Source organism: Streptomyces sp. NPDC097129 (assembly GCF_055668065.1).
On the sequence record NZ_JBVOQE010000002.1, the window covers coordinates 1,002,350 to 1,021,363 of the forward strand.

The window sequence follows — 19,014 nt, forward strand, 5'->3', positions numbered from 1 at the left end:
GCCACTGTATGCAAGCGTGCGGACCGGCGGCCAAGTTCCCGCACGAGGTACGCCGACAGCGAGATCGCGTAGCCTTCGGGCGATCGTCGTGCGCGGATCGGCAAGGCCGGGGTCCCGGTGCCCCGGCTCGGGCGCTCCCCTACGGCCGCCGGTGCCGGGGAGCCGGGCGTTCAGGCACTGTTTCACGCAGCCGGAGCCGGGTGCCCAGGCACTGCCGGGTGCGCCGGGGCCGGGTCCGCGCCCGGCTTGTCAGTCCCACGGTCCACAATGGTCCGCGTCAGATACCGTTCACGCTTCAGCAAGGAGCCAGGCAGCGATGGCCCGCCGCAGCACGAAGACCCCGCCGCCCGACGACTACGAGGAGAAGATCCTCGACATCGACGTCGTCGACGAGATGCAGGGCTCCTTCCTCGAGTACGCGTACTCGGTCATCTACTCCCGCGCCCTGCCGGACGCCCGGGACGGCCTCAAGCCGGTGCACCGCCGCATCGTCTACCAGATGAACGAGATGGGTGTGCGCCCCGATCGCGGCTACGTCAAGTGCGCGCGCGTCGTCGGCGAGGTCATGGGCAAGCTGCACCCGCACGGCGACGCGTCGATCTACGACGCCCTGGTCCGTATGGCGCAGCCCTTCTCCATGCGCCTGCCGCTGGTCGACGGCCACGGCAACTTCGGCTCGCTCGGCAACGACGACCCGCCGGCCGCCATGCGGTACACCGAGTGCCGGATGGCCGAGGCCACGGGGCTGATGACGGAGTCGATCGACGAGGACACCGTCGACTTCCAGCCCAACTACGACGGCCAGGAGCGCGAGCCGGTCACGCTGCCCGCCGCCTTCCCGAACCTGCTGGTCAACGGCTCGTCCGGGATCGCGGTCGGCATGGCGACGAACATGCCGCCGCACAACCTGCGCGAGGTCATCGCCGCCGCCCGGCACCTGGTCCGGTACCCGAACGCCGACCTGGACTCGCTGATGAAGCTCGTCCCCGGCCCCGACCTGCCCACGGGCGGCCGCATCGTCGGCCTCGCCGGCATCCGCGACGCGTACGAGACGGGCCGCGGCACCTTCAAGATGCGCGCGACGGTCTCCGTGGAGGACGTCACGGCGCGCCGCAAGGGCCTGGTCGTCACGGAGCTGCCCTTCACGGTCGGACCCGAGAAGGTCATCGCCAAGATCAAGGACCTGGTGGGCTCCAAGAAGCTCCAGGGCATCGCCGACGTCAAGGACCTCACCGACCGTGCGCACGGACTGCGCCTGGTCATCGAGATCAAGAACGGCTTCGTGCCGGAGGCGGTCCTGGAGCAGCTGTACAAGCTGACGCCGATGGAGGAGTCCTTCGGCATCAACAACGTCGCGCTGGTCGACGGCCAGCCGCTGACGCTGGGCCTGAAGGAGCTGCTGGAGGTCTATCTCGACCACCGCTTCGAGGTCGTCCGCCGCCGTTCGGAGTTCCGCCGGACCAAGAAGCGCGACCGGCTTCACCTGGTGGAGGGCCTGCTGACGGCGCTCGTCGACATCGACGAGGTCATCCGGCTGATCCGCTCCAGCGAGAACTCCGCGCAGGCCAAGCAGCGCCTGATGGAGCGCTTCTCGCTGAGCGAGATCCAGACGCAGTACATCCTCGACACGCCGCTGCGCCGGCTGACCAAGTACGACCGCATCGAGCTGGAAGCGGAGAAGGACCGGCTGAACGCGGAGATCGAGGAGCTGACCCGGATCCTCGACTCGGACGCCGAGCTGCGCAAGCTGGTCTCCAACGAACTGGCCGCGGTGGCCAAGAATTTCGGCACCGACCGGCGCACGGTCCTGCTGGAGTCCGCGGGCTCCCCGGCGGCCACGGTGTCGCTGCAGGTCGCCGACGACCCGTGCCGCGTGCTGCTGTCCTCCACCGGGCTGCTGGCCCGTACCGCGACCGCAGAGCCGTTCGAGGACGGCGACGGCCGGCGCAGCAAGCACGACGTGATCGTCTCGGCCGTGCCGGCGACGGCGCGCGGCGAGGTCGGTGTGGTCACGTCCGCGGGCCGTCTGCTGCGGGTGAACGTGGTCGACCTGCCGCAGCTTCCCGACACGGCGGCCGCGCCGAACCTCTCGGGCGGGGCCCCACTGGCGGAGTTCGTCCCGCTGGAGGGCGACGAGCAGGTGGTCTGCCTGACCACGCTCGACGAGTCCTCCCCCGGTCTGGCGCTCGGCACCGAGCAGGGTGTCGTCAAGCGGGTGGTGCCCGACTACCCGGCCAACAAGGAGGAGCTGGAGGTCATCACCCTCAAGGAGGGCGACCGGATCGTCGGCGCGGTCGAACTGCGCACCGGCGAGGAGGACCTGGTCTTCATCACCGACGACGCCCAGCTGCTGCGCTTCCAGGCGTCCATGGTCCGTCCGCAGGGCCGGCCCGCGGGTGGCATGGCGGGCATCAAGCTCACCGACGGCGCCAAGGTCATCTCGTTCACCGCGGTGGACCCGGCGGCCGACGCGATCGTCTTCACGGTGGCCGGCTCGCGCGGCACGCTGGACGACTCCGTGCAGACGACGGCCAAGCTGACTCCGTTCGACCAGTATCCGCGCAAGGGCCGGGCGACCGGTGGGGTGCGCTGCCAGCGGTTCCTCAAGGGCGAGGACTGCCTGTCGGTGGCCTGGGCGGGTCCCGCGCCGGCCAAGGCGGCGCAGAAGAACGGCACTCCGGCCGAGCTGCCCGAGCCCGACCCGCGCCGCGACGGCTCGGGTGTGTCGCTGCCGAAGACGGTCGCGGCGGTGGCGGGCCCGGTCTAGACCGGCGGCTCGACGACGATCCCGGAATCGCCCCCGCGATCGTCCTCGAGTTCGCCCTCCGGATCGCGGACGTAGCGAAGGACGCCCCACATGCCGTGCTCGTCGGCGTGTGGGGCGCCGTTCTTGCATGCGTCGAGCTGATCCGCGAGAGCGCGTGCGTCGATGCCGGCGCCGATGAGGACGAGCTGAGTGAGCCGCGCGTCCGCCGGGTCCCACGGCTCGGGGTAGAAGCGCAGGAACCGTCCGACGGCGTGCACGGCGTACCGGTTGTGCCGGTCGTACGGTCCGAAGTCGACGTACCCCTTGATCCGGTACAGGCCCTCGGGGCGGCTGTCCAGGAACTCCATCAGCCGGCGGGGCTCCAGCGGCAGGTCGGACGTGAAGGAGAGGCTGTCGTACCCGCTGTGCAGATGCCCGGCGTGGTCGCCGGTCTCGTCGTCGTGCTGGTGCAGGTCGTCGAAGGACAGCTGCCCGATGCGTTCCTCGCCGGGCCGGCAGTCGAAGAGGAACTCCGGGTCGATCCGGCCGTAGGTGGCGGGTACGACGGCGGCCCGGTCGGTGAGGGAACGGACCAGCCCGAGGACGCGCTCACCGTCGGCGGCCCGGTCGAGCTTGTTGACGACGACGAGGTCGGCGAGGGCGAGGTGCCGGTCGATCTCGGGGTGCCGGGCCCGGGTGCCGTCGAACTCTGCCGCGTCCACGACCTCGACGAGACCGCCGTAGACGACCCGCGGGTTCTCACTGGCCAGCAGCATGCGGACGAGTTCCTGAGGCTCGGCGAGTCCGCTGGCCTCGATCACGACGACATCGATGCCTAGGGACGGCTGGACGAGCCGCTCAAGATATTGATCAAGTTCAGTGGCGTCGACTGCGCAGCACAGACAGCCGTTGCCGAGGGAGACGGTGGAGTCGCCGAGGGCGCCGGCCACCGCCATGGCGTCGATCTCGATGGCGCCGAAGTCGTTGACGATCGCGCCGATCCGGCTGCCGCCGCTGCGGTGCAGCAGGTGGTTGAGAAGCGTCGTCTTGCCGGAGCCGAGGAATCCGGCGAGCACGACGAGCGGGATCTGCTGCGGACTCGGGCTGTGCCCCACGTACGACCTCTCTCACGCCTGTGCGTACACCGGCTCGCGGCCCGGCACACGTCTGAGGATTGAATGCCGCCCCAGGATACGAGCCGTAAGAATCACGGCGAAGTGAACGATTGTTAGCAGCACTTGCGGACCCTGGCGGCGGCAAGCGCCGCCCATCGCTCGCCGGTCCACACCAGTCGTCCCACATCCGACGGCCGGCGGACGGTCGCCTGATTCGGGGGTTGGCATGGCCACACAGAAATTCACGGCAGGGAGGTTCGGCTCCGCCGCCGGTTTGCTGCTCACCGCGGCCGGCATGACGCCGGCCGAACTCGAGGAAGTGGCCTCGCTGCGCCAGGCCCTCGCGCATCAGCAGCGCATGCACTGGGAGCTGCTGGCCAAGGCGATCGACGATCCCTCACTGGCCCCGGTGACCTGTACCACAGCCACCGGGCGGGACTCCTGGACCGGGAGGAGCTGTACCGGCACATGCGCCCGCGCCAAGGCGGACATCCCCGACGCCTGACGTCACCCGACGGGGGCACGTCCACCCTTGACCCCCGGCCGCACGCCAACCGCGCCCGAGCCGGACGAGTCATCCGGCGAGCAGCCCGGCACCCCGCTCCCGCTCGACGCCCCACCGTTGAGGCCTGGCGCCCGGAACGGCACCAGGCCGCACGTCTGCTCAGACGGCCCCGGGAACGGCCACCGGCGCCTGCGGGCCCACATACCGCGCCACCGGACGGATGATCTTCGGGTCCTGTGCCTGTTCCAGCAGGTTGGCGCTCCAGCCCACCACCCGTGCCGCGGCGAAGGTGGGGGTGAACATCTCCCGGGGCAGGCCGCACCGTTCCATGACGACACCCGCGTAGAACTCGACGTTCGTGTGCAGTTCGCGTCCGGGCTTCAGTTCGGCCAGGATCGCCTCGACCTGGCGTTCCACCTGGACGGCGAAGTCCACGCGCGGGCCGCCGAAGCGCTGGGCGATCTCGCGGAGCATCCGGGAGCGGGGGTCCTCGGTGCGGTAGATCGCGTGGCCGAAGCCCATGATCCGCTCACCGGCCAGGACACGCTCGCGGATCCAGCCGTCGATACGGTCGGGGCTGCCGATCGCGTCCAGAGTGTCCAGCGCACGGCTGGGCGCGCCCCCGTGCAGTGGCCCGGACAGCGCCCCCACCGCCCCGACGAGACACGCGGCCACATCCGCCCCGGTCGACGCGATGACCCGTCCGGTGAAGGTTGACGCGTTGAAACCGTGATCAATGGTTGAGATCAAGTACTGCTCGATCGCGCGGGCCCGCTCGGTGTCGGGCTCGGAACCGGTCACCATGTACAGATAGTTCGCTGCGTACGACAGGTCCTCCCGGGGCTCCACCGGCTCCAGCCCCTGGCCCAACCGGTGCAGCGCGGCCAGCAGCGTCGGCACGGCCGCGGCGGCCACGAGCGTGTCCTCCCGGCGCTGGTCGGCGTCGATGTCGTAGACGGGGCGAAATCCCTTGGCCGCGCCGAGCAGGGACAGCGCCGTGCGCATCCCGGCGAGCGGTCCGGAGGCGGAGCCCGCCGCCGCGACGGCCGGCAGTACCGCGCGCACCTCGTCGGGGAGCCGGCGCAGCGATGCCGTGCGTGCGGCGAAGGCGGCGGCGCGCGCGGCGTCCGGCAGCTCACCGCATACGAGCAGGTGCCAGACGTCCTCGAAGGAGCGGGTCCGGGCGAGGTCCACGGCCGAGTACTGGCGGTAGTGGTAGAAGCCCTCGCGTCCGCGGACGTCACCGATCTCGGTGTCGGTCACGACGACGCCGGCCAGGCCGCGGGGTGCCTCGATCAGCGGCGTGGAGGGCCTGGCGGCGGATCCATTGACGGACATGCTTCCTCCTCGACAGTCACTTCCTGTTATTGATCCGACTGTCTATGCTTGACTCGTTTCCTGTCAATATTGATTGAATCAATGCAAAGAGGGACGGCTACGGTGACCTCCATGCGTGACCATGAACCCCACCCCGGCCATCCGGGACGGCGGCTGACCACCAAGGAGGCCGCCGAAGCGCTGGGCGTGAAGCCCGAGACCGTGTACGCGTACGTGAGCCGCGGTCAGCTCAGCAGCCACCGTGCGCCCGGCGGACGGGGCAGCACCTTCGACTCCGCGGAGGTCGAGGCGCTCGCACGCCGCAACAGACGGGAGAGCGCGGCCGGTTCGGGCTCCGGAGGTGAACTGTCCGTCCGCACCCGCATCACCCTGATCGAGAAGGACCGCTACTACTTCCGCGGCGTCGACGCGACCGAACTGGCCGCCCGGTACTCCTACGAAGAGATCGCCGACTGGCTGTGGACCGGCCGGCTGACCCCCGGTGTCTCGTTCACCGCCCCGAAGGCGTCCGTGGCGGCAGCCCGCCGCGCCGTGCGCTCCCTGCCCGGACACTCCGGCCCGGCCGACCGGTTGCGGGTCGCCGCGATCGCCGCAGCAGCCGAGGATCCGCTGCGCTTCGACCTCTCCGAGGAAGCCGTCCTCGGCACCGCGCGCACCCTCATCCCCACGCTCGTCGCCGCCCTCGCCCCCGCCCACCGCTCCCCTGATGCCACCGGCCCGCTGGCCCACCGCCTGTGGGCCGCGCTCACCGGCCGGGAACCCGGCGAGGCCTCCTTGCGCGCCCTGGACGCCGCACTCGGCCTCCTCGTCGACCACGACCTGGCCGCCTCCACACTCGCCGTCCGCGTCGCCGCCTCGGCCCGCGCGCACGCCTACGCGGCCGTCTCCGCGGGCCTCGGCGTCATCGAGGGGCCGCTGCACGGCGCGGCCAGCGGACTCGCCCACCGCCTGCTGCAGGAAGTGCTCGACGAGGGCAACGCCGGTCCGGTGATCGCGGAGGAGCTGCGCGCGGGACGCCGTATCCCGGGGCTCGGCCACCGGCTCTACGCCGGCGAAGACCCACGCGCGCGTGCCCTGTTCGCGCTGCTGGAGCAGATCCCGCAGGCCGAGCCCGCCCTGGTCGCCGCCCGCGACATCGTGGCCACCACCGCCCGCCACGCCCCGCTGCACGCCAACGTCGACCTGGCCCTGGCCGTGTTCACCGTTTCCCACGGGATGCCGCCCACGGCCGGCGAGACGATCTTCGCCGTGGCCCGTACCGCCGGCTGGATCGCGCACGCCCTGGAGGAGTACGCGGAGCGCCCGCTGCGGATGCGCCCGAGCGGGCAGTACGTGGGGCCGAAACCGCCGCAGCCGTTGCCGCAGTGAGCCGGCGGGTACTCGTCCGGACCAGAACACGGACGCGGCCGGAAGTCACGCCATGGGAAGTCAGGTTAGGCTCACCTCTGTGAGTACGTGCGCGACCGTCTCGCGGGCCCTGGATGAGCCCGTTTCCGGAACCGCGCCCACGGCGACGACCTGGCTGCTGCTGGAGCAGCCCGGCCCGTGGGGCGCCAAGGCGCTCGTTTCCAGCCACCTGGACCCGGCGCTGGGCCGCGCCCTGGAAGCCGCCGCCGAGGACACCGGCGTACGGATCGCGCTGATCCGGCGCCCGGGTCGCCACGCCGACTTCGGCACCCCGGACATACGGCAGGTGTACGCCGCCCACACCGTCCCCGGGAAGGTCTGGCTGCACGGCGCCGCCCTCACCGATCCCCGCCGCCTCCTCGACCTCGACCTCACCGCGCTCGGCCGGGGCGACCCCACCGGCTTCGACGCCGCGCTCGACGGAAGCCCGCACACCGGCGGACCGCTGGCCCTGGTATGCACCAACGGCAAGCGCGACCGGTGCTGCGCGCTGCTCGGCCGGCCCCTCGCCGCCGAGCTCACGGCCTCCGGCGTGACAGGCGTCTGGGAGGTCACCCATCTGGGTGGACATCGCTTCTCGCCGACGGTGCTCGCCCTGCCGTACGGCTACGCCTACGGCAGGGCGCAGGCGCACGCCGTCAAGGAGATGCTGCACGGCGTCCAGGAGGGCCGGATCGTGGTCGAGGGGTGCCGGGGAGCGTCGGCCTGGGACCGGCCAGGACAGGCGGCCGAGCTGGCCGTGCGCAGGGCCACAGGCGAGTACGCCGCGGAGGCACTGAGCGTCGTACGGACCGAAGGCGCGGCAGCGCGCCGGCAGGTGCTCGTCGCCCACGTCGACGGCCGCCGCTGGCGGGTCACCGTCGACCCGGGCGAGGCGCTGCCGCCGCGCCCGGAGAGCTGCGGGGCCACGGTCCTGGGGACGCCCGCGCGGATGGACGTCGTGGCCATCGAGGAAGTGACGGCAGCGAACCGCTGAGGGCCCGGTCTTGACGAGTCCGGCACATCTGCCACCTCATGGTTGATCACATCGACCGTTGTCCTTGATCCGCCCAGGGGTGGACCTCAATCAAGATCGGGTCAAGCACGGGTCAAGAGATCCAGGCCACACCCCCTACGGCTCCACCGTCACCGGCACGTACCGTCATGGGTATGACCCCCACTCCCCCCGCACGCCGTCTGCGCCTCGGCCTGCCGAGGCGAGTGTTCTCGCAGGTGCTGCTGATGCAGGTGGCGATCGCCGCTGGCGTGGCGGTGCTCGCGACCGGGCTGTTCCTCGCGCCGCTCAGCCACCAGCTGGACGACCAGGCGATGCGCCGCGCCCTCGCCATCGCGGAGACCACCGCGCAGCAGCCGCAGATCGCGAAGGACCTGCAGACCACCCCGGCCGGCGTCCACGGACCGGTGCAGCGGGAGGCGGAGCGCATCCGGACGGCCACCCATGCCGAGTACGTCGTGATCATGAACAAGGACGGCTACCGCTGGTCGCACACCGACCCGAAGCAGATCGGACGGCACGTCTCGACCGACCCCGGCGACGCGCTGAAGGGCAACGAGGTCATGGAGATCGACAACGGCACCCTCGGCCGCTCCGCCCGCGGCAAGGTGCCGTTGCTCGACGCGAGCGGGCACATCGTCGGGGCGGTGTCCGTGGGCATCGCGTACGACAGTGTGCGGGCGCGGCTGATCAGCGCGATACCCGGGCTGCTCGCGTACGCCGGCGGTGCCCTGGCCGTGGGCGCCCTGGCCGCCTGGTTCATCTCGCGGCGCGTCCAGCGGCAGACCCGGGACCTGGCGTTCTCCGACATCTCGGGGCTGCTCGCCGAGCGTGAGGCGATGCTGCACGGTATCCGGGAGGGCGTCGTCGCCCTGGACCGCGTCGGCCGCGTCCGGCTGCTCAACGACGAGGCGCAGCGCCTGCTCGGCATCGGGGAGGAGGCGGTCGGGCGCACCCCCGACGAGGCGCTCGGGGACGGGCGTACGGCCGACGTGCTGGCGGGCCGGGTCACCGGCACCGATCTGCTCACCGTGCGCGGGCACCGGGTCCTGGTGGCCAACCGGATGCCCACCGACGACGGCGGCGCGGTCGCCACGCTGCGCGACCGGACCGAGCTGGAGCAGCTGGGCCGCGAACTGGACTCCACGCGCGGTCTGATCGACGCGCTGCGCGCCCAGGACCACGAGCACGCCAACCGCATGCACACCCTGCTCGGCCTGCTCGAGCTGGAGATGTACGACGACGCCGTCGAGTTCGTCGGGGAGGTGGTCGGCGACCACCGGGCGACCGCGGAGCAGGTCACGGAGAAGATCCAGGACCCGTTGCTGGCCGCGCTGCTGGTGGGCAAGGCGACCGTGGCGGCCGAACGCGGCGTCGCCCTGTGGGTCTCGGACCGCACCTGGCTGCCGGACCGCCTGGTGGACCCGCGCGGGCTGGTGACGATCGTGGGGAACCTGGTCGACAACGCGCTCGACGCCGTCGCGGGCGCGCCGCACGCGCGCGTGGAGGTGGAGTTGCGCGCCGAGGACCATACCGCGGTACTTCGCGTGCGGGACACCGGGCCCGGTGTCCCGGAGGAGCAGCGGGAGCTGGTGTTCACGGAGGGCTGGTCCACCAAGAAGCCGCCGGCGCACCGCAAGCGCGGGCTCGGCCTGTCGCTGGTGCGCCGGCTCGCCGAACGGCAGGGCGGCAGCGCGACGGTGGCCGAGGCGGACGGCGGGGGCGCGCAGTTCACGATCGTGCTGCCCGAGGCGCTGGCCGAGCCCGAGCTGGAACTGGAACCCGCCCTGGCCGCATCGGCGGACACGGCGCTCGATGAGGAGGCGCGATGATCGAGGTCCTCGTCGTGGACGACGACGCCCGGGTCGTCCAGGTCAACGCCGCCTACGTGGCGAAGGTGCCCGGCTTCCACGTCGCCGGTGAGGCCCGCAGCGCCGCGGAGGCGCTGCGGCGGGTGGAGGAGCTGCCGCGCCTGGACCTGGTCCTCATGGACCACTACCTGCCCGACGAGACGGGGCTGGAGGTCGTCTCGGAGATGCGGCGGCGCGGCCACCAGACGGATGTGATCATGGTGACGGCGGCGCGGGACGTCGCGACGGTGCAGGCAGCGATGCGGCAGGGCGCGCTGCAGTACCTGGTCAAGCCGTTCGCCTTCGCGGGCCTGCGCGCCAAGCTGGAGGCGTATGCGGAGCTGCGCCGCAGGCTGGACGGCGGCGGTGAGGCGGAGCAGGCGGACGTGGACCGGATCTTCGGCGCGCTGTCCGCGTCGTCGGAGCCGGGCCTGCCCAAGGGGCACTCCCCCACCACCGCGGAGCTGGTCCGGCAGGCGCTGATGAACGCCGACGGGCCGCTGTCGGCGCAGGAGATCGCCGAGCGGACGGGGCTGAGCCGGCAGACCGCGCAGCGCTATCTGAAGCTGCTGGAGCGCACCGGCCGGGCGCGGCTGACGCTGAAGTACGGCGACGCGGGCCGCCCGGAACACCGTTACGTGTGGGCGACCCGCGCCTGAGGCACGGCCCGTGGGGGCGAGGGAAGGGGGCCGTGCCCGCACAGGAGTACGGACCGTGCCCCCCGCCTTCTCGATCCGCCGATGGGCCTCCTCCGGGGCGTCAGCCGGCGGCCTTCTCGACGAACTCGGTGGTGTAGGTCTTGCTGAGGTCGACCTTGGCGTTCTTGATGGTGGGGTTGAACGCCTTGAGAACCTTCTCGACGGTCTCGGGGCCGTTCTGCGGCATCACGCCGTCCTTGGTGAACATCGGCAGCGTGCTCTTGATGGCGGCGGCGTACAGGACCTTGTTGCCCTGCGAGTAGTCGGCGGGCATCTTGTCGGCGATCTCGGAGGCGCTGTGCGTGGACATCCACTTGAGCGTCTTGACGAATGCATTGGCCAACTTCTGGGTGGTGCTCTTGTGGCTGTTCACCCAGTCCGTCTGCATGTACAGACTTGACGACGGGTACGGGCCGCCCAGCGCCGCCTGCGAGCCCTCGGGTGTGCGCATGTCGAGCAGCACCTTCCCCGCGTTCTTGTCGAGGATCGTGGTGACGGTGGGGTCGGTCGTCATGCCGCCGTCGATCGGGCCCTGCTGGAGGGCGGAGATGAAGGTCGGTCCGGCGCCGACGGCGACCGGCGTGAACTCGCTGACTTGCACGCCGTTGGTGACCGCCAGGTACTTGGTGAGGAAGTCGGTCGAGGAGCCGAGGCCGGTGACACCGAGCTTCTTGCCCTTGAAGTCCTTGGGCGAGGTGATGTCCTTCTCCGCCTTGGTGGAGACGACCTCCACCTCGCCGGGCGCGTGCGAGAACTGCACGACGGACTCGATGGCCTTGCCCTTCACCTGGAGGTCGAGCGTGTGGTCGTAGAAGCCGACGGCGCCCTGCACCTGGCCGGAGACGAGTGCGGTCTCGGCCTGCACGCCGGCCGGCTCGCTCAGCAGTTCCACGTCCAGGCCCTCGGTGTCGAAGTAGCCGAGGCGCTGGGTGAGCATCGCGGGCAGATAGATGACCTTGTCCAGGCCACCGACCATGATCTTGACCTTCTCGCCCTTGCCGTCGCCCTTGCTGCCCGCGTCGGCGGACGTGCCGGCGGCGTCGTTGGCGCAGGCGGTGAGCGAGGTGACGGCGAGCAGGCCGGCGGCGGCCAGGGAGGCGTATCTGGCGGCCTGGCGGGGGTTCTTGCGCATGAGGGTTCACGTCCTTGGGAGAGGCCGGGCGGGCGGCGGAGTGGAGCGGTGGAGGGACGGGCGAGGGCGTCAGCTGTCGGAGCGCGAGGGCTTCCAGCGGAAGATGCGCCGCTCGGCGAAGGTCAGCAGGCCCTCGGCGAGGAGGGCGACGACTGCGAGGATCACCATCGCCGCGTACACACCGGCGGCGTTGAAGGTGCCCTGCGACTGCGCGACGAGCAGGCCGATGCCCTTGGTGGCGCCGATGTACTCGCCGACGATGGCGCCGATGAGGGCGAAGCCGAAGCTGACGTGGAGGCTGGTGAAGATCCAGGACGTCGCCGACGGGATGACCACCTGGAGGGTCACCCTCCGGTTGCTCGCGCCGAGGATCCGCGCGTTGGCCACGAGGTTGCGGTCGACCTCACGGGCGCCCTGGAAGGCGTTGAAGAACACGGGGAAGAAGACCAGGACGACGGCGGAGGCCACCTTCGAGACGGGGCCGAGGCCGAACCAGATCACGAAGATCGGGGCCAGGACGATCCTCGGTATCGAGTTGAGCACCTTGATGTATGGACCAAGGACATCGGCGAGGAAGGCGATCCGTCCGAGCGCGATGCCGAGGACCACGCCGGCGATGACACCGACGATCCACCCGACGAGCGCCTCGTAGAGCGTGTACCAGATCTGTTCGCCGAGGGAGCCGAGCGCCGTCCCGTGCAGGACCCAGGTGGAGATCTGGTCCCAGATCTGCGAGGGCATCGAGAAGTTGAACGGATCGATGACCTTGGCGCGGGAGAGCGCCTCCCACAGGCCGAGCACGCCCACCAGTAGCAGGGCACGGACGGACATGACGACGACTTTGCGTCTGCGCGCGGCACGCGCGCGTGAGTGCGCGCGGTCCGGGGTCTTGACGGTGTCGACGACGGGCGTGCTGAGCACTTCAGGCGACATGAGCGGCGCCCCTTTCCCGGGTGATGCGCACCTCTTCGCCGAGGCACTCCCAGATCTCCCGGTAGATCTCCAGGAAGCGCGGCTCGAGGCGCACCTGCTCGACCTTGCGGGGCCGCGGCAGGTCGATGTCGAAGACCTGCTTGACGGTGGCGGGACCGGCCGTCATCACGACGACCCGGTCGGCCAGGGCGATGGACTCCTCCAGGTCGTGGGTGACGAAGACGACGGAGGCCCGCGTGCCCTCCCACAGCTCCAGCAGTTCGTCCGACATCAGGGCCCGGGTCTGCACGTCGAGCGCCGAGAAGGGCTCGTCCATGAGCAGGATCTCGGGGTCGTTGACGAAGGTCGCGGCGAGGGCGACCCGCTTGCGCTGGCCTCCGGAGAGCTGGTGCGGATAGCGGTCCTCGAAGGCCGTGAGACCGACCCGGGACAGCCAGGCACGGGCCTTCTCCCTCGCCTCGGCCTTCGGCACGCCGCGGAATCGGGGGCCGGCCATGACGTTGGACAGCACCGTGCGCCACGGGAAGGTGGCGTCCTGCTGGAAGACGAAGCCGACCTTGTCGCCGACCCCGCGCACCGGCTCACCGGTGACCAGAACCTCGCCCTCGCTGGGCTCCTCCAGGCCGCTGACCAGCGTCAACGTCGTGGACTTGCCGCAGCCGGTCGGTCCGACGACCGCCACGAACTCACCCTGGCGCACGGTCAGGTCGAGATCCCTGACGGCCGTGTGCAGACCACCGGACGGAGTCCGGAAGGTTTTGCCTGCGCCCCGCAGTTCGATGGCGGGGCTGGTGTCTGTGCTCATGGGGCGGGACCGTAGATGTGGCCGGGGCCACAGCAGCAGTCTTGTGAGCACATGCGTTTCTTTTGCTTGCAACAGCCTGTTGTGCTCATTTTGCTCGCGCTAGAACAACGGAGCCGAAACACGGGTGTAACGCCCGCCTGGCCTTGACAGAAAGAGGCCCGATGATTGACGTCCTGGTGGTGGACGACGACTTCCGCGTCGCCGAGATCAACGCCAAATACGTGGGGAAGGTTCCCGGCTTCCGGGTGGCCGCCCGCGCACACAGCGCTGCCCAGGCCCTGGCCGCCGTCGAGCGCGGCGGCATCGACCTGGTGCTGCTCGACCACTACCTGCCCGACCAGACGGGCCTGCAACTGGTGCACCGCATGCGCCAGCAGGGGCACGTCGCCGACGTCATCATGATCACGGCGGCCGGTGACGTCACGACCGTGCAGACCGCGATGCGCCTAGGCGCGCTGCACTACCTGGTGAAACCGTTCACCTTCGCCGCCCTGCGCACCCGCCTGGACTCCTACGCCGCGCTGCGCCGCACCGTGGACCGGGTCGGTGGCCATGGTGTCGCGGGCCAGGAGCAGGTCGACCGCATCTTCGGCGCCCTGCGGACGGCCCCGGCGCCGTCGTCACCGGGGCTGCCGAGCGGCCACTCGGAGCCCACCACCGACCTGATCTGCTCGGTGCTGCACCGCGCCGGCCAGCCGCTGTCCGCCCACGAGGTGGCGGCCCGCACCGGCCTGAGCCGCTCGACCGCCCAGCGCTATCTGCGCCACCTCGAACAGGCCGGCCGCCTGCGGCTGTCCCTGAAATACGGCGACACGGGCCGCCCGGAACACCGGTACGCATGGGTGGCGCCGTAGCAGGGCGCCCCGCCCCTCAGGCGGCTCCCGCACCCGTCAGCGAGCGCACCTCGGTCTCGGCGTGCCTGGCCTCGTCCGGGACCTCCGCGGAGGTGACCGTGCCGAGCCAGCCGGCGAGGAAGCCCAGGGGGATCGAGATCAGGCCCGGGTTCTCCAGCGGGAAGAACTGGAAGTCGACGCCCGGGAAGAGGGAGTTCGGGCCGCCGGAGACCACCGGGGACAGCAGGACGAGCAGCAGGGACGGGATCAGTCCGCCGTACACGGCCCACACCGCCCCGCGCGTGGTGAAGCCGCGCCAGAACAGCGAGTAGAGCAGCACCGGCAGGTTCGCGGACGCGGCCACCGCGAAGGCGAGCCCGACGAGGAACGCCACGTTGAGGTCGCGGGCGAGCAGTCCGAGGGCGATCGCGACCACGCCGATACCGACCGCGGCGGCCCGGGCGACCGCGACCTCACTGCGCTGCTTGCTCGTAGGGCGGCGCAGCGAGGCGTACAGGTCGTGGGCGACGGAGGCGGACGAGGCCAGCGTGATGCCGGCGACCACGGCGAGGATCGTCGCGAAGGCCACGGCGGTGACGACCGCGAACAGCACCGTGCCTCCCGTGGAGTCCAGTCCGCCGCCCAGGTCGAGCGCCAGCAGCGGGACCGCGGTGTTCCCGGCGGCGTTGGACTGCCGTACCGCCTGGGGCCCGACGATCGCGGCGGCGCCGAAGCCGAGGACGATCGTCATCAGGTAAAAGCCGCCGATGAGCCCGATCGACCAGACCACCGAGCGCCGGGCTGCCCGGGCCGTGGGCACGGTGTAGAAGCGGGAGAGGATGTGCGGCAGCCCGGCCGTGCCCAGCACCAGCGCCAGGCCCAGGCTGATGAAGTCCAGCCGGGCGGTCCAGTTCGCGCCGTAGCGCAGCCCGGGGGCCAGGAACGCGTCCCCGTGTCCGCTGCGGGAGGCCGCGGTGAGCAGCAGTTGGTCGAAGCCGCCGTGGAAGCGGACGAGGACGAGCACGGTGAGCGCGATCGTGCCGCCGAGAAGCATGACCGCCTTGACGATCTGGATCCATGTGGTGGCCCGCATCCCTCCCAACGACACGTAGATCACCATCAGTGCGCCCACGCCGATGACGGTCCAGGACTGCGCCGCCCCGCTCGTACGCCCCAGGAGCAGGGCGACCAGACTGCCCGCGCCCACCATCTGCGCCACCAGATACAGAACGGACACGGTGACCGAGGAAGTTCCCGCCGCGATCCGCACGGGCCGCTCCCGCATACGGGCCGCGACCACGTCCGCGAGCGTGAACCTCCCGCAGTTGCGTACCAGTTCCGCGACCAGGAACAGCACCACCAGCCATGCGACGAGAAAACCGACCGAGTACAGCAGGCCGTCGTAGCCGTACAGCGAGATGAGTCCGGAGATGCCGAGGAAGGAAGCGGCCGACATGTAGTCGCCCGCGATGGCGAAACCGTTCTCCATCGGGGAGAAGAGCCGCCCCCCGGCGTAGAACTCCTCGGCTGACCCGTGCCGGTGACGGCTCACCCAGGTCGTGATCGCCAGCGTGACCGCGACGAACACGCTGAACAGCGCCAGGGCGAGCGTGTGGTGGTTTCCGGTCATACGGCACCGCCCCGGGCGCCGCGTGTCATCTCCTGGGTGTCCCAGCGCAGTTCGAGTGCGGCCCGGTCCCGGCGCAGCCGGGCGTGCCGCGCGTAGGCCCAGGTGAGCAGGAAGGTGCTGAGGAACTGCCCGAGCCCGGCGAGCATCGCCACATTGACCGCGCCCGCCACCCGGTGCGCCATGAAGCCGGGTGCGGTCGTCGCCGCCACGACGTACCCGACGTACCACAGGAGGAAACCGGTGACCGCCGGCACCACGAACCTCCGGTAGCGGCTGCGGACCTCCTGGAAGGCCGCGCTGCGCTGCACTTCGAGGTAGACGTCGGCAGCGGCCGGCCGCGTCGGCTCCCGGCGCGCGGCCGGAACGGCGGGGGCCGGCGGCGCGCCGGCGACCGACTCGCCCCACCCCGAGGCGAGCGCGTCGTACCAGGGGTCGTCGTGCCGGGCGCCCTCGGGAGTGCCGACCGCGAAGGGGGCGGGGTGTTGCTCGTGCGCGGCGGAGCCTTCTGGACCGCCCCCGCACGGACGACCGTTGCTTGACTGCATGCCCAAGGATGGACAGAACGGGAAGATCCCCGACTCTTTTCCTCGCGCTCTTCACCCCATCAGGTGACTTCCCCGGCCGGTGGCCGTGCCAGCCCCTTCGCATACGCGTAACGCACGGCCTGGGCCCGGTCCTTGAGCCCGGTCTTGGCGAAGAGGTTGTTGATGTGGGTCTTCACCGTCGCCGTGGACACGTGCAGTCTCTGCGCGATCTCGTGGTTGCTGAGGCCCTCCGCGATGAGCAGCAGCACCTCCGTCTCCCGCACGGTGAGGCCGTCCGGTGGCGCCCCGGCGGGCGTCTGCTGCCGGGGTTCGGGTTCCGACAGCCGCTCCAGCAGGCGCCGCTGGATGCTCGGGGACAGCCCGGCGTCCCCGGACAGCACGCTGTGCACGGCCCGCACGATCTCGTCCCCGCCCGCGTCCTTGGTCAGGTATCCGCGTGCTCCCGCGCGCAGCGCCGGGAACAGTGAGTCGTCATCGGCGTAGGTCGTCAGGACCACGACCTGGGTGCGTGGATGCTCGTCGCGGATCCGCCGGGTGGCCTCCACCCCGTCGCAGCGGGGCATGCGCAGGTCCATCAGCACGACGTCGGGGTCCAGTTCCGCGACGAGCTTCACCGCCTCGTCCCCGTCTCCCGCCGCGCCGACGACCTCGACGCCCGGCAGCAGCCCCAGCAGCATCACGATGCCCTCACGGACGACGGTCTGATCGTCGGCGACCACGACACGGGCGGTCACCGCTCCCTCCCCCTCGGTCATACCGGCACCTTCAACGTCACGACGAACCCTTCCTCACCCGGCCCGGCGTCGAGCGATCCGCCCAGCAGCTCGGCCCGCTCACGCATCCCCAGCAGACCGTACCCGCCGCCCGCCCCGGTCAGCTCCCCCGGTCGTCCGCCCGAGTCCCTTACCTCCAGGGCCACTTCGTGCTCGGTGTAGTCCAGCCGCACATCGACCTTGGCCCCGGGGGCGTGCTTGCGGACGTTGGTCAGGGCCTCCTGGGCGACCCTGCGCACCGCCTGCGAGGCCTCCGCCGGCAACGGCCGGCTCTCACCCGAGACGGTGACGCCCGCGCCGTCGGTCTGTCTGACCAGTTCTCTGAGGAAGTCCTCCACCGGGGTCAGTTCTCCACGCAGAGCGGAGAGCGCCTGCCGGGTCTCGGCGAGGCCCTCCCGGGCCATGCCCCGCGCCGCCACGACGCGTTCGAGGATCTGCTCGCGGTCCGCGCCGCGTTCGACGAGCAACCGGGCCGCCTCCAGATGCACGAGCTGGGCGGAGAGGCTGTGGGCGAGCACGTCGTGGATCTCCCGGGCGATCCTGGCCCGCTCCGCCAGGGCCGCCGACTCGGCCTCGGCCGCACGGGCGGCTCGCTCCTGGGCGAGCAGCCGCTGGGCGCTGCCGCGCGCCTCCGCGTCCAGCCGCAGGGTGTATCCGCCGAGAGCCAGGCCGGCCGTCGTCACCACCGTCGTCAGCCACGCGTCGTTGGTGACGGTGGCGTACGCCTGGAAGGACACCCAGGTGACCGGCAGCGCCGCTGCGAGCGGCAGCCGCTCCAGGGCGGCGACACCGCAGCCGCACCAGATGACCAGAGCCGGCACCTTGAACTCGGTGGCCTGCGCACCGACCGCCAGAGCCACGAGCAGCAGGCACAGCGCGACGGACGGGACGAGCCGGTGGGCGAGGGTGGTCCGGTAGAACGCCCAGCCGGCGGCGGTGGCCGCGAAGACGACGCCTGCCGCGGCCGCGATGCCCCAGCCGTGGACGTGGCCGCCGGTGAAGGAACTCCACAGCAGCGCACCGATCGCGACGAGCCTGACCGCCCAGGCGAGCAGGCGGCGGGCCCGTGAGATGCCCTCACTGCCGAGTGCCTCCCGGGAGGGCCAGCGCGTCCAGGCGTTCTCCCTCACACGCTTTCCTTCCGTGCCTGGCGGACCATGTCGTCACCGTACGTCGCCGCGGGTGCGGTCACCGGTGGCAGGGACTGTGCCCGCACGACCAGGATCCGGGAGCGGACGAGCAGCGTGCACGCGAGGCCGAGGAGGAGGGCGGAGCTGTGCTGGTGTATGCCCAGCAGCAGGCCGAGGGCGATAAGGCCCAGGCGCAGGGCGATGCCGGCGGCCCAGGCCGCACCACTGGCCTTGGTGCTCTTGCTCCACACGGTGCCGTCGGCCTCCACCCATATGCGGGTCGTCCAGGCCCAGGCGGCCCCGGTCGCGGCGGCTATGAGGAGTTCGGCGGCGAGCAATGCCACGGACCCGACACGGTGATGGGCGTCCAGGAGCCCCGGCGAGCGCACCGCCATGACCGCGAGGACGACCGGCACCAGCCACCAGCGGCGGTCGGCGCTGACGCGGCGGGCACGGAACTGGCGCCCGATCACCAGCACGCCGACGGCGATCATCACCAGCACATTGACGAGCCCGGACATGCAAGCCTCCGTGAGCGGAAACGAGGACCCGGCAGCGGGTGCCGCCGACGCCTACGAAG

Annotated in this window: 17 protein-coding genes; 7 read left to right on the top strand and 10 right to left on the bottom strand. The window is 71.2% G+C overall.

Annotated features, from left to right (window positions below; genetic code table 11):
* Window positions 1-316: 316 nt before the first annotated feature.
* Window positions 317-2,767: a DNA gyrase/topoisomerase IV subunit A gene (locus AC0B9F_RS10160; protein ID WP_472000669.1), complete on the top strand. Its 2,451-nt coding sequence runs from the start codon at window positions 317-319 to the stop codon at window positions 2,765-2,767.
* Here AC0B9F_RS10160 and AC0B9F_RS10165 read toward each other — a convergent pair.
* Window positions 2,764-3,861 carry a CobW family GTP-binding protein gene (locus AC0B9F_RS10165; protein ID WP_472000671.1) on the bottom strand — a complete coding sequence of 366 codons (1,098 nt, stop codon included), beginning with the start codon at window positions 3,859-3,861 and terminating at the stop codon, window positions 2,764-2,766. The genes AC0B9F_RS10160 and AC0B9F_RS10165 overlap by 4 nt on opposite strands.
* Before the next feature lie 226 nt (window positions 3,862-4,087).
* Between AC0B9F_RS10165 and AC0B9F_RS10170 the strand changes: the two genes are divergently transcribed.
* A complete protein-coding gene (locus tag AC0B9F_RS10170; RefSeq protein WP_472000673.1) occupies window positions 4,088-4,366 on the top strand; it encodes a DUF6082 family protein in 279 nt (92 codons plus the stop codon).
* A gap of 159 nt (window positions 4,367-4,525) precedes the next feature.
* On the opposite strand, the gene AC0B9F_RS10175 is transcribed toward AC0B9F_RS10170, so the two are convergent.
* The gene (locus tag AC0B9F_RS10175) at window positions 4,526-5,704 is read right to left on the bottom strand and encodes a citrate synthase/methylcitrate synthase (RefSeq protein ID WP_472000675.1); all 1,179 of its coding nucleotides are present in this window, start codon (window positions 5,702-5,704) and stop codon (window positions 4,526-4,528) included.
* 111 nt (window positions 5,705-5,815) lie between these two features.
* Between AC0B9F_RS10175 and AC0B9F_RS10180 the strand changes: the two genes are divergently transcribed.
* From AC0B9F_RS10180 to AC0B9F_RS10195, 4 genes are all read left to right on the top strand, one after another.
* Window positions 5,816-7,072 (top strand): citrate synthase, encoded by a 1,257-nt coding sequence (locus tag AC0B9F_RS10180; protein WP_472000678.1) that lies wholly within the window; start codon window positions 5,816-5,818, stop codon window positions 7,070-7,072.
* A gap of 79 nt (window positions 7,073-7,151) precedes the next feature.
* Window positions 7,152-8,087, top strand: a complete 936-nt coding sequence (locus AC0B9F_RS10185; RefSeq protein WP_472000680.1) for a sucrase ferredoxin — start codon at window positions 7,152-7,154, stop codon at window positions 8,085-8,087.
* Between the two features lie 173 nt (window positions 8,088-8,260).
* Window positions 8,261-9,937, top strand: a complete 1,677-nt coding sequence (locus tag AC0B9F_RS10190) for an ATP-binding protein (RefSeq protein ID WP_472000682.1) — start codon at window positions 8,261-8,263, stop codon at window positions 9,935-9,937.
* The gene (locus AC0B9F_RS10195) at window positions 9,934-10,614 is read left to right on the top strand and encodes a response regulator (RefSeq protein ID WP_472000684.1); all 681 of its coding nucleotides are present in this window, start codon (window positions 9,934-9,936) and stop codon (window positions 10,612-10,614) included. The genes AC0B9F_RS10190 and AC0B9F_RS10195 overlap by 4 nt, the downstream gene beginning before the upstream one ends.
* Before the next feature lie 100 nt (window positions 10,615-10,714).
* Here AC0B9F_RS10195 and AC0B9F_RS10200 read toward each other — a convergent pair whose 3' ends face one another.
* The 3 genes from AC0B9F_RS10200 to AC0B9F_RS10210 all read right to left on the bottom strand — a co-directional run bounded on the left by AC0B9F_RS10200 (window position 10,715) and on the right by AC0B9F_RS10210 (window position 13,523).
* Window positions 10,715-11,785: an ABC transporter substrate-binding protein gene (locus tag AC0B9F_RS10200; protein WP_472000687.1), complete on the bottom strand. Its 1,071-nt coding sequence runs from the start codon at window positions 11,783-11,785 to the stop codon at window positions 10,715-10,717.
* A gap of 69 nt (window positions 11,786-11,854) precedes the next feature.
* Complete coding sequence (locus AC0B9F_RS10205) at window positions 11,855-12,718, bottom strand: ABC transporter permease (RefSeq protein WP_472000689.1); 864 nt, start codon at window positions 12,716-12,718, stop codon at window positions 11,855-11,857.
* A complete protein-coding gene (locus AC0B9F_RS10210; RefSeq protein WP_472000691.1) occupies window positions 12,708-13,523 on the bottom strand; it encodes an ABC transporter ATP-binding protein in 816 nt (271 codons plus the stop codon). Before AC0B9F_RS10210 ends, AC0B9F_RS10205 begins: the two co-directional genes overlap by 11 nt.
* Before the next feature lie 161 nt (window positions 13,524-13,684).
* On the opposite strand from AC0B9F_RS10210, the gene AC0B9F_RS10215 reads away from it, so the two are divergent.
* Window positions 13,685-14,377 (top strand): response regulator, encoded by a 693-nt coding sequence (locus AC0B9F_RS10215; RefSeq protein ID WP_472000694.1) that lies wholly within the window; start codon window positions 13,685-13,687, stop codon window positions 14,375-14,377.
* Window positions 14,378-14,393: 16 nt separating this feature from the next.
* On the opposite strand, the gene AC0B9F_RS10220 is transcribed toward AC0B9F_RS10215, so the two are convergent.
* From AC0B9F_RS10220 to AC0B9F_RS10240, 5 genes are read right to left on the bottom strand one after another with little or no spacing between them, the layout of a single operon-like run.
* Window positions 14,394-15,986 (bottom strand): solute symporter family protein, encoded by a 1,593-nt coding sequence (locus AC0B9F_RS10220; RefSeq protein ID WP_472000696.1) that lies wholly within the window; start codon window positions 15,984-15,986, stop codon window positions 14,394-14,396.
* On the bottom strand, window positions 15,983-16,531 hold the full coding sequence (locus tag AC0B9F_RS10225) for a DUF485 domain-containing protein (RefSeq protein ID WP_472000699.1): 549 nt from the start codon (window positions 16,529-16,531) through the stop codon (window positions 15,983-15,985). Before AC0B9F_RS10225 ends, AC0B9F_RS10220 begins: the two co-directional genes overlap by 4 nt.
* Window positions 16,532-16,590: 59 nt before the next feature.
* Entirely contained in the window at window positions 16,591-17,286 is a 696-nt protein-coding gene (locus tag AC0B9F_RS10230; protein ID WP_472000702.1) for a response regulator transcription factor, read from the bottom strand.
* Complete coding sequence (locus tag AC0B9F_RS10235) at window positions 17,283-18,434, bottom strand: sensor histidine kinase (protein WP_472000704.1); 1,152 nt, start codon at window positions 18,432-18,434, stop codon at window positions 17,283-17,285. Before AC0B9F_RS10235 ends, AC0B9F_RS10230 begins: the two co-directional genes overlap by 4 nt.
* On the bottom strand, window positions 18,431-18,955 hold the full coding sequence (locus AC0B9F_RS10240) for a DUF1453 domain-containing protein (protein ID WP_472000706.1): 525 nt from the start codon (window positions 18,953-18,955) through the stop codon (window positions 18,431-18,433). The genes AC0B9F_RS10235 and AC0B9F_RS10240 overlap by 4 nt, the downstream gene beginning before the upstream one ends.
* Between the last annotated feature and the right edge of the window lie 59 nt (window positions 18,956-19,014).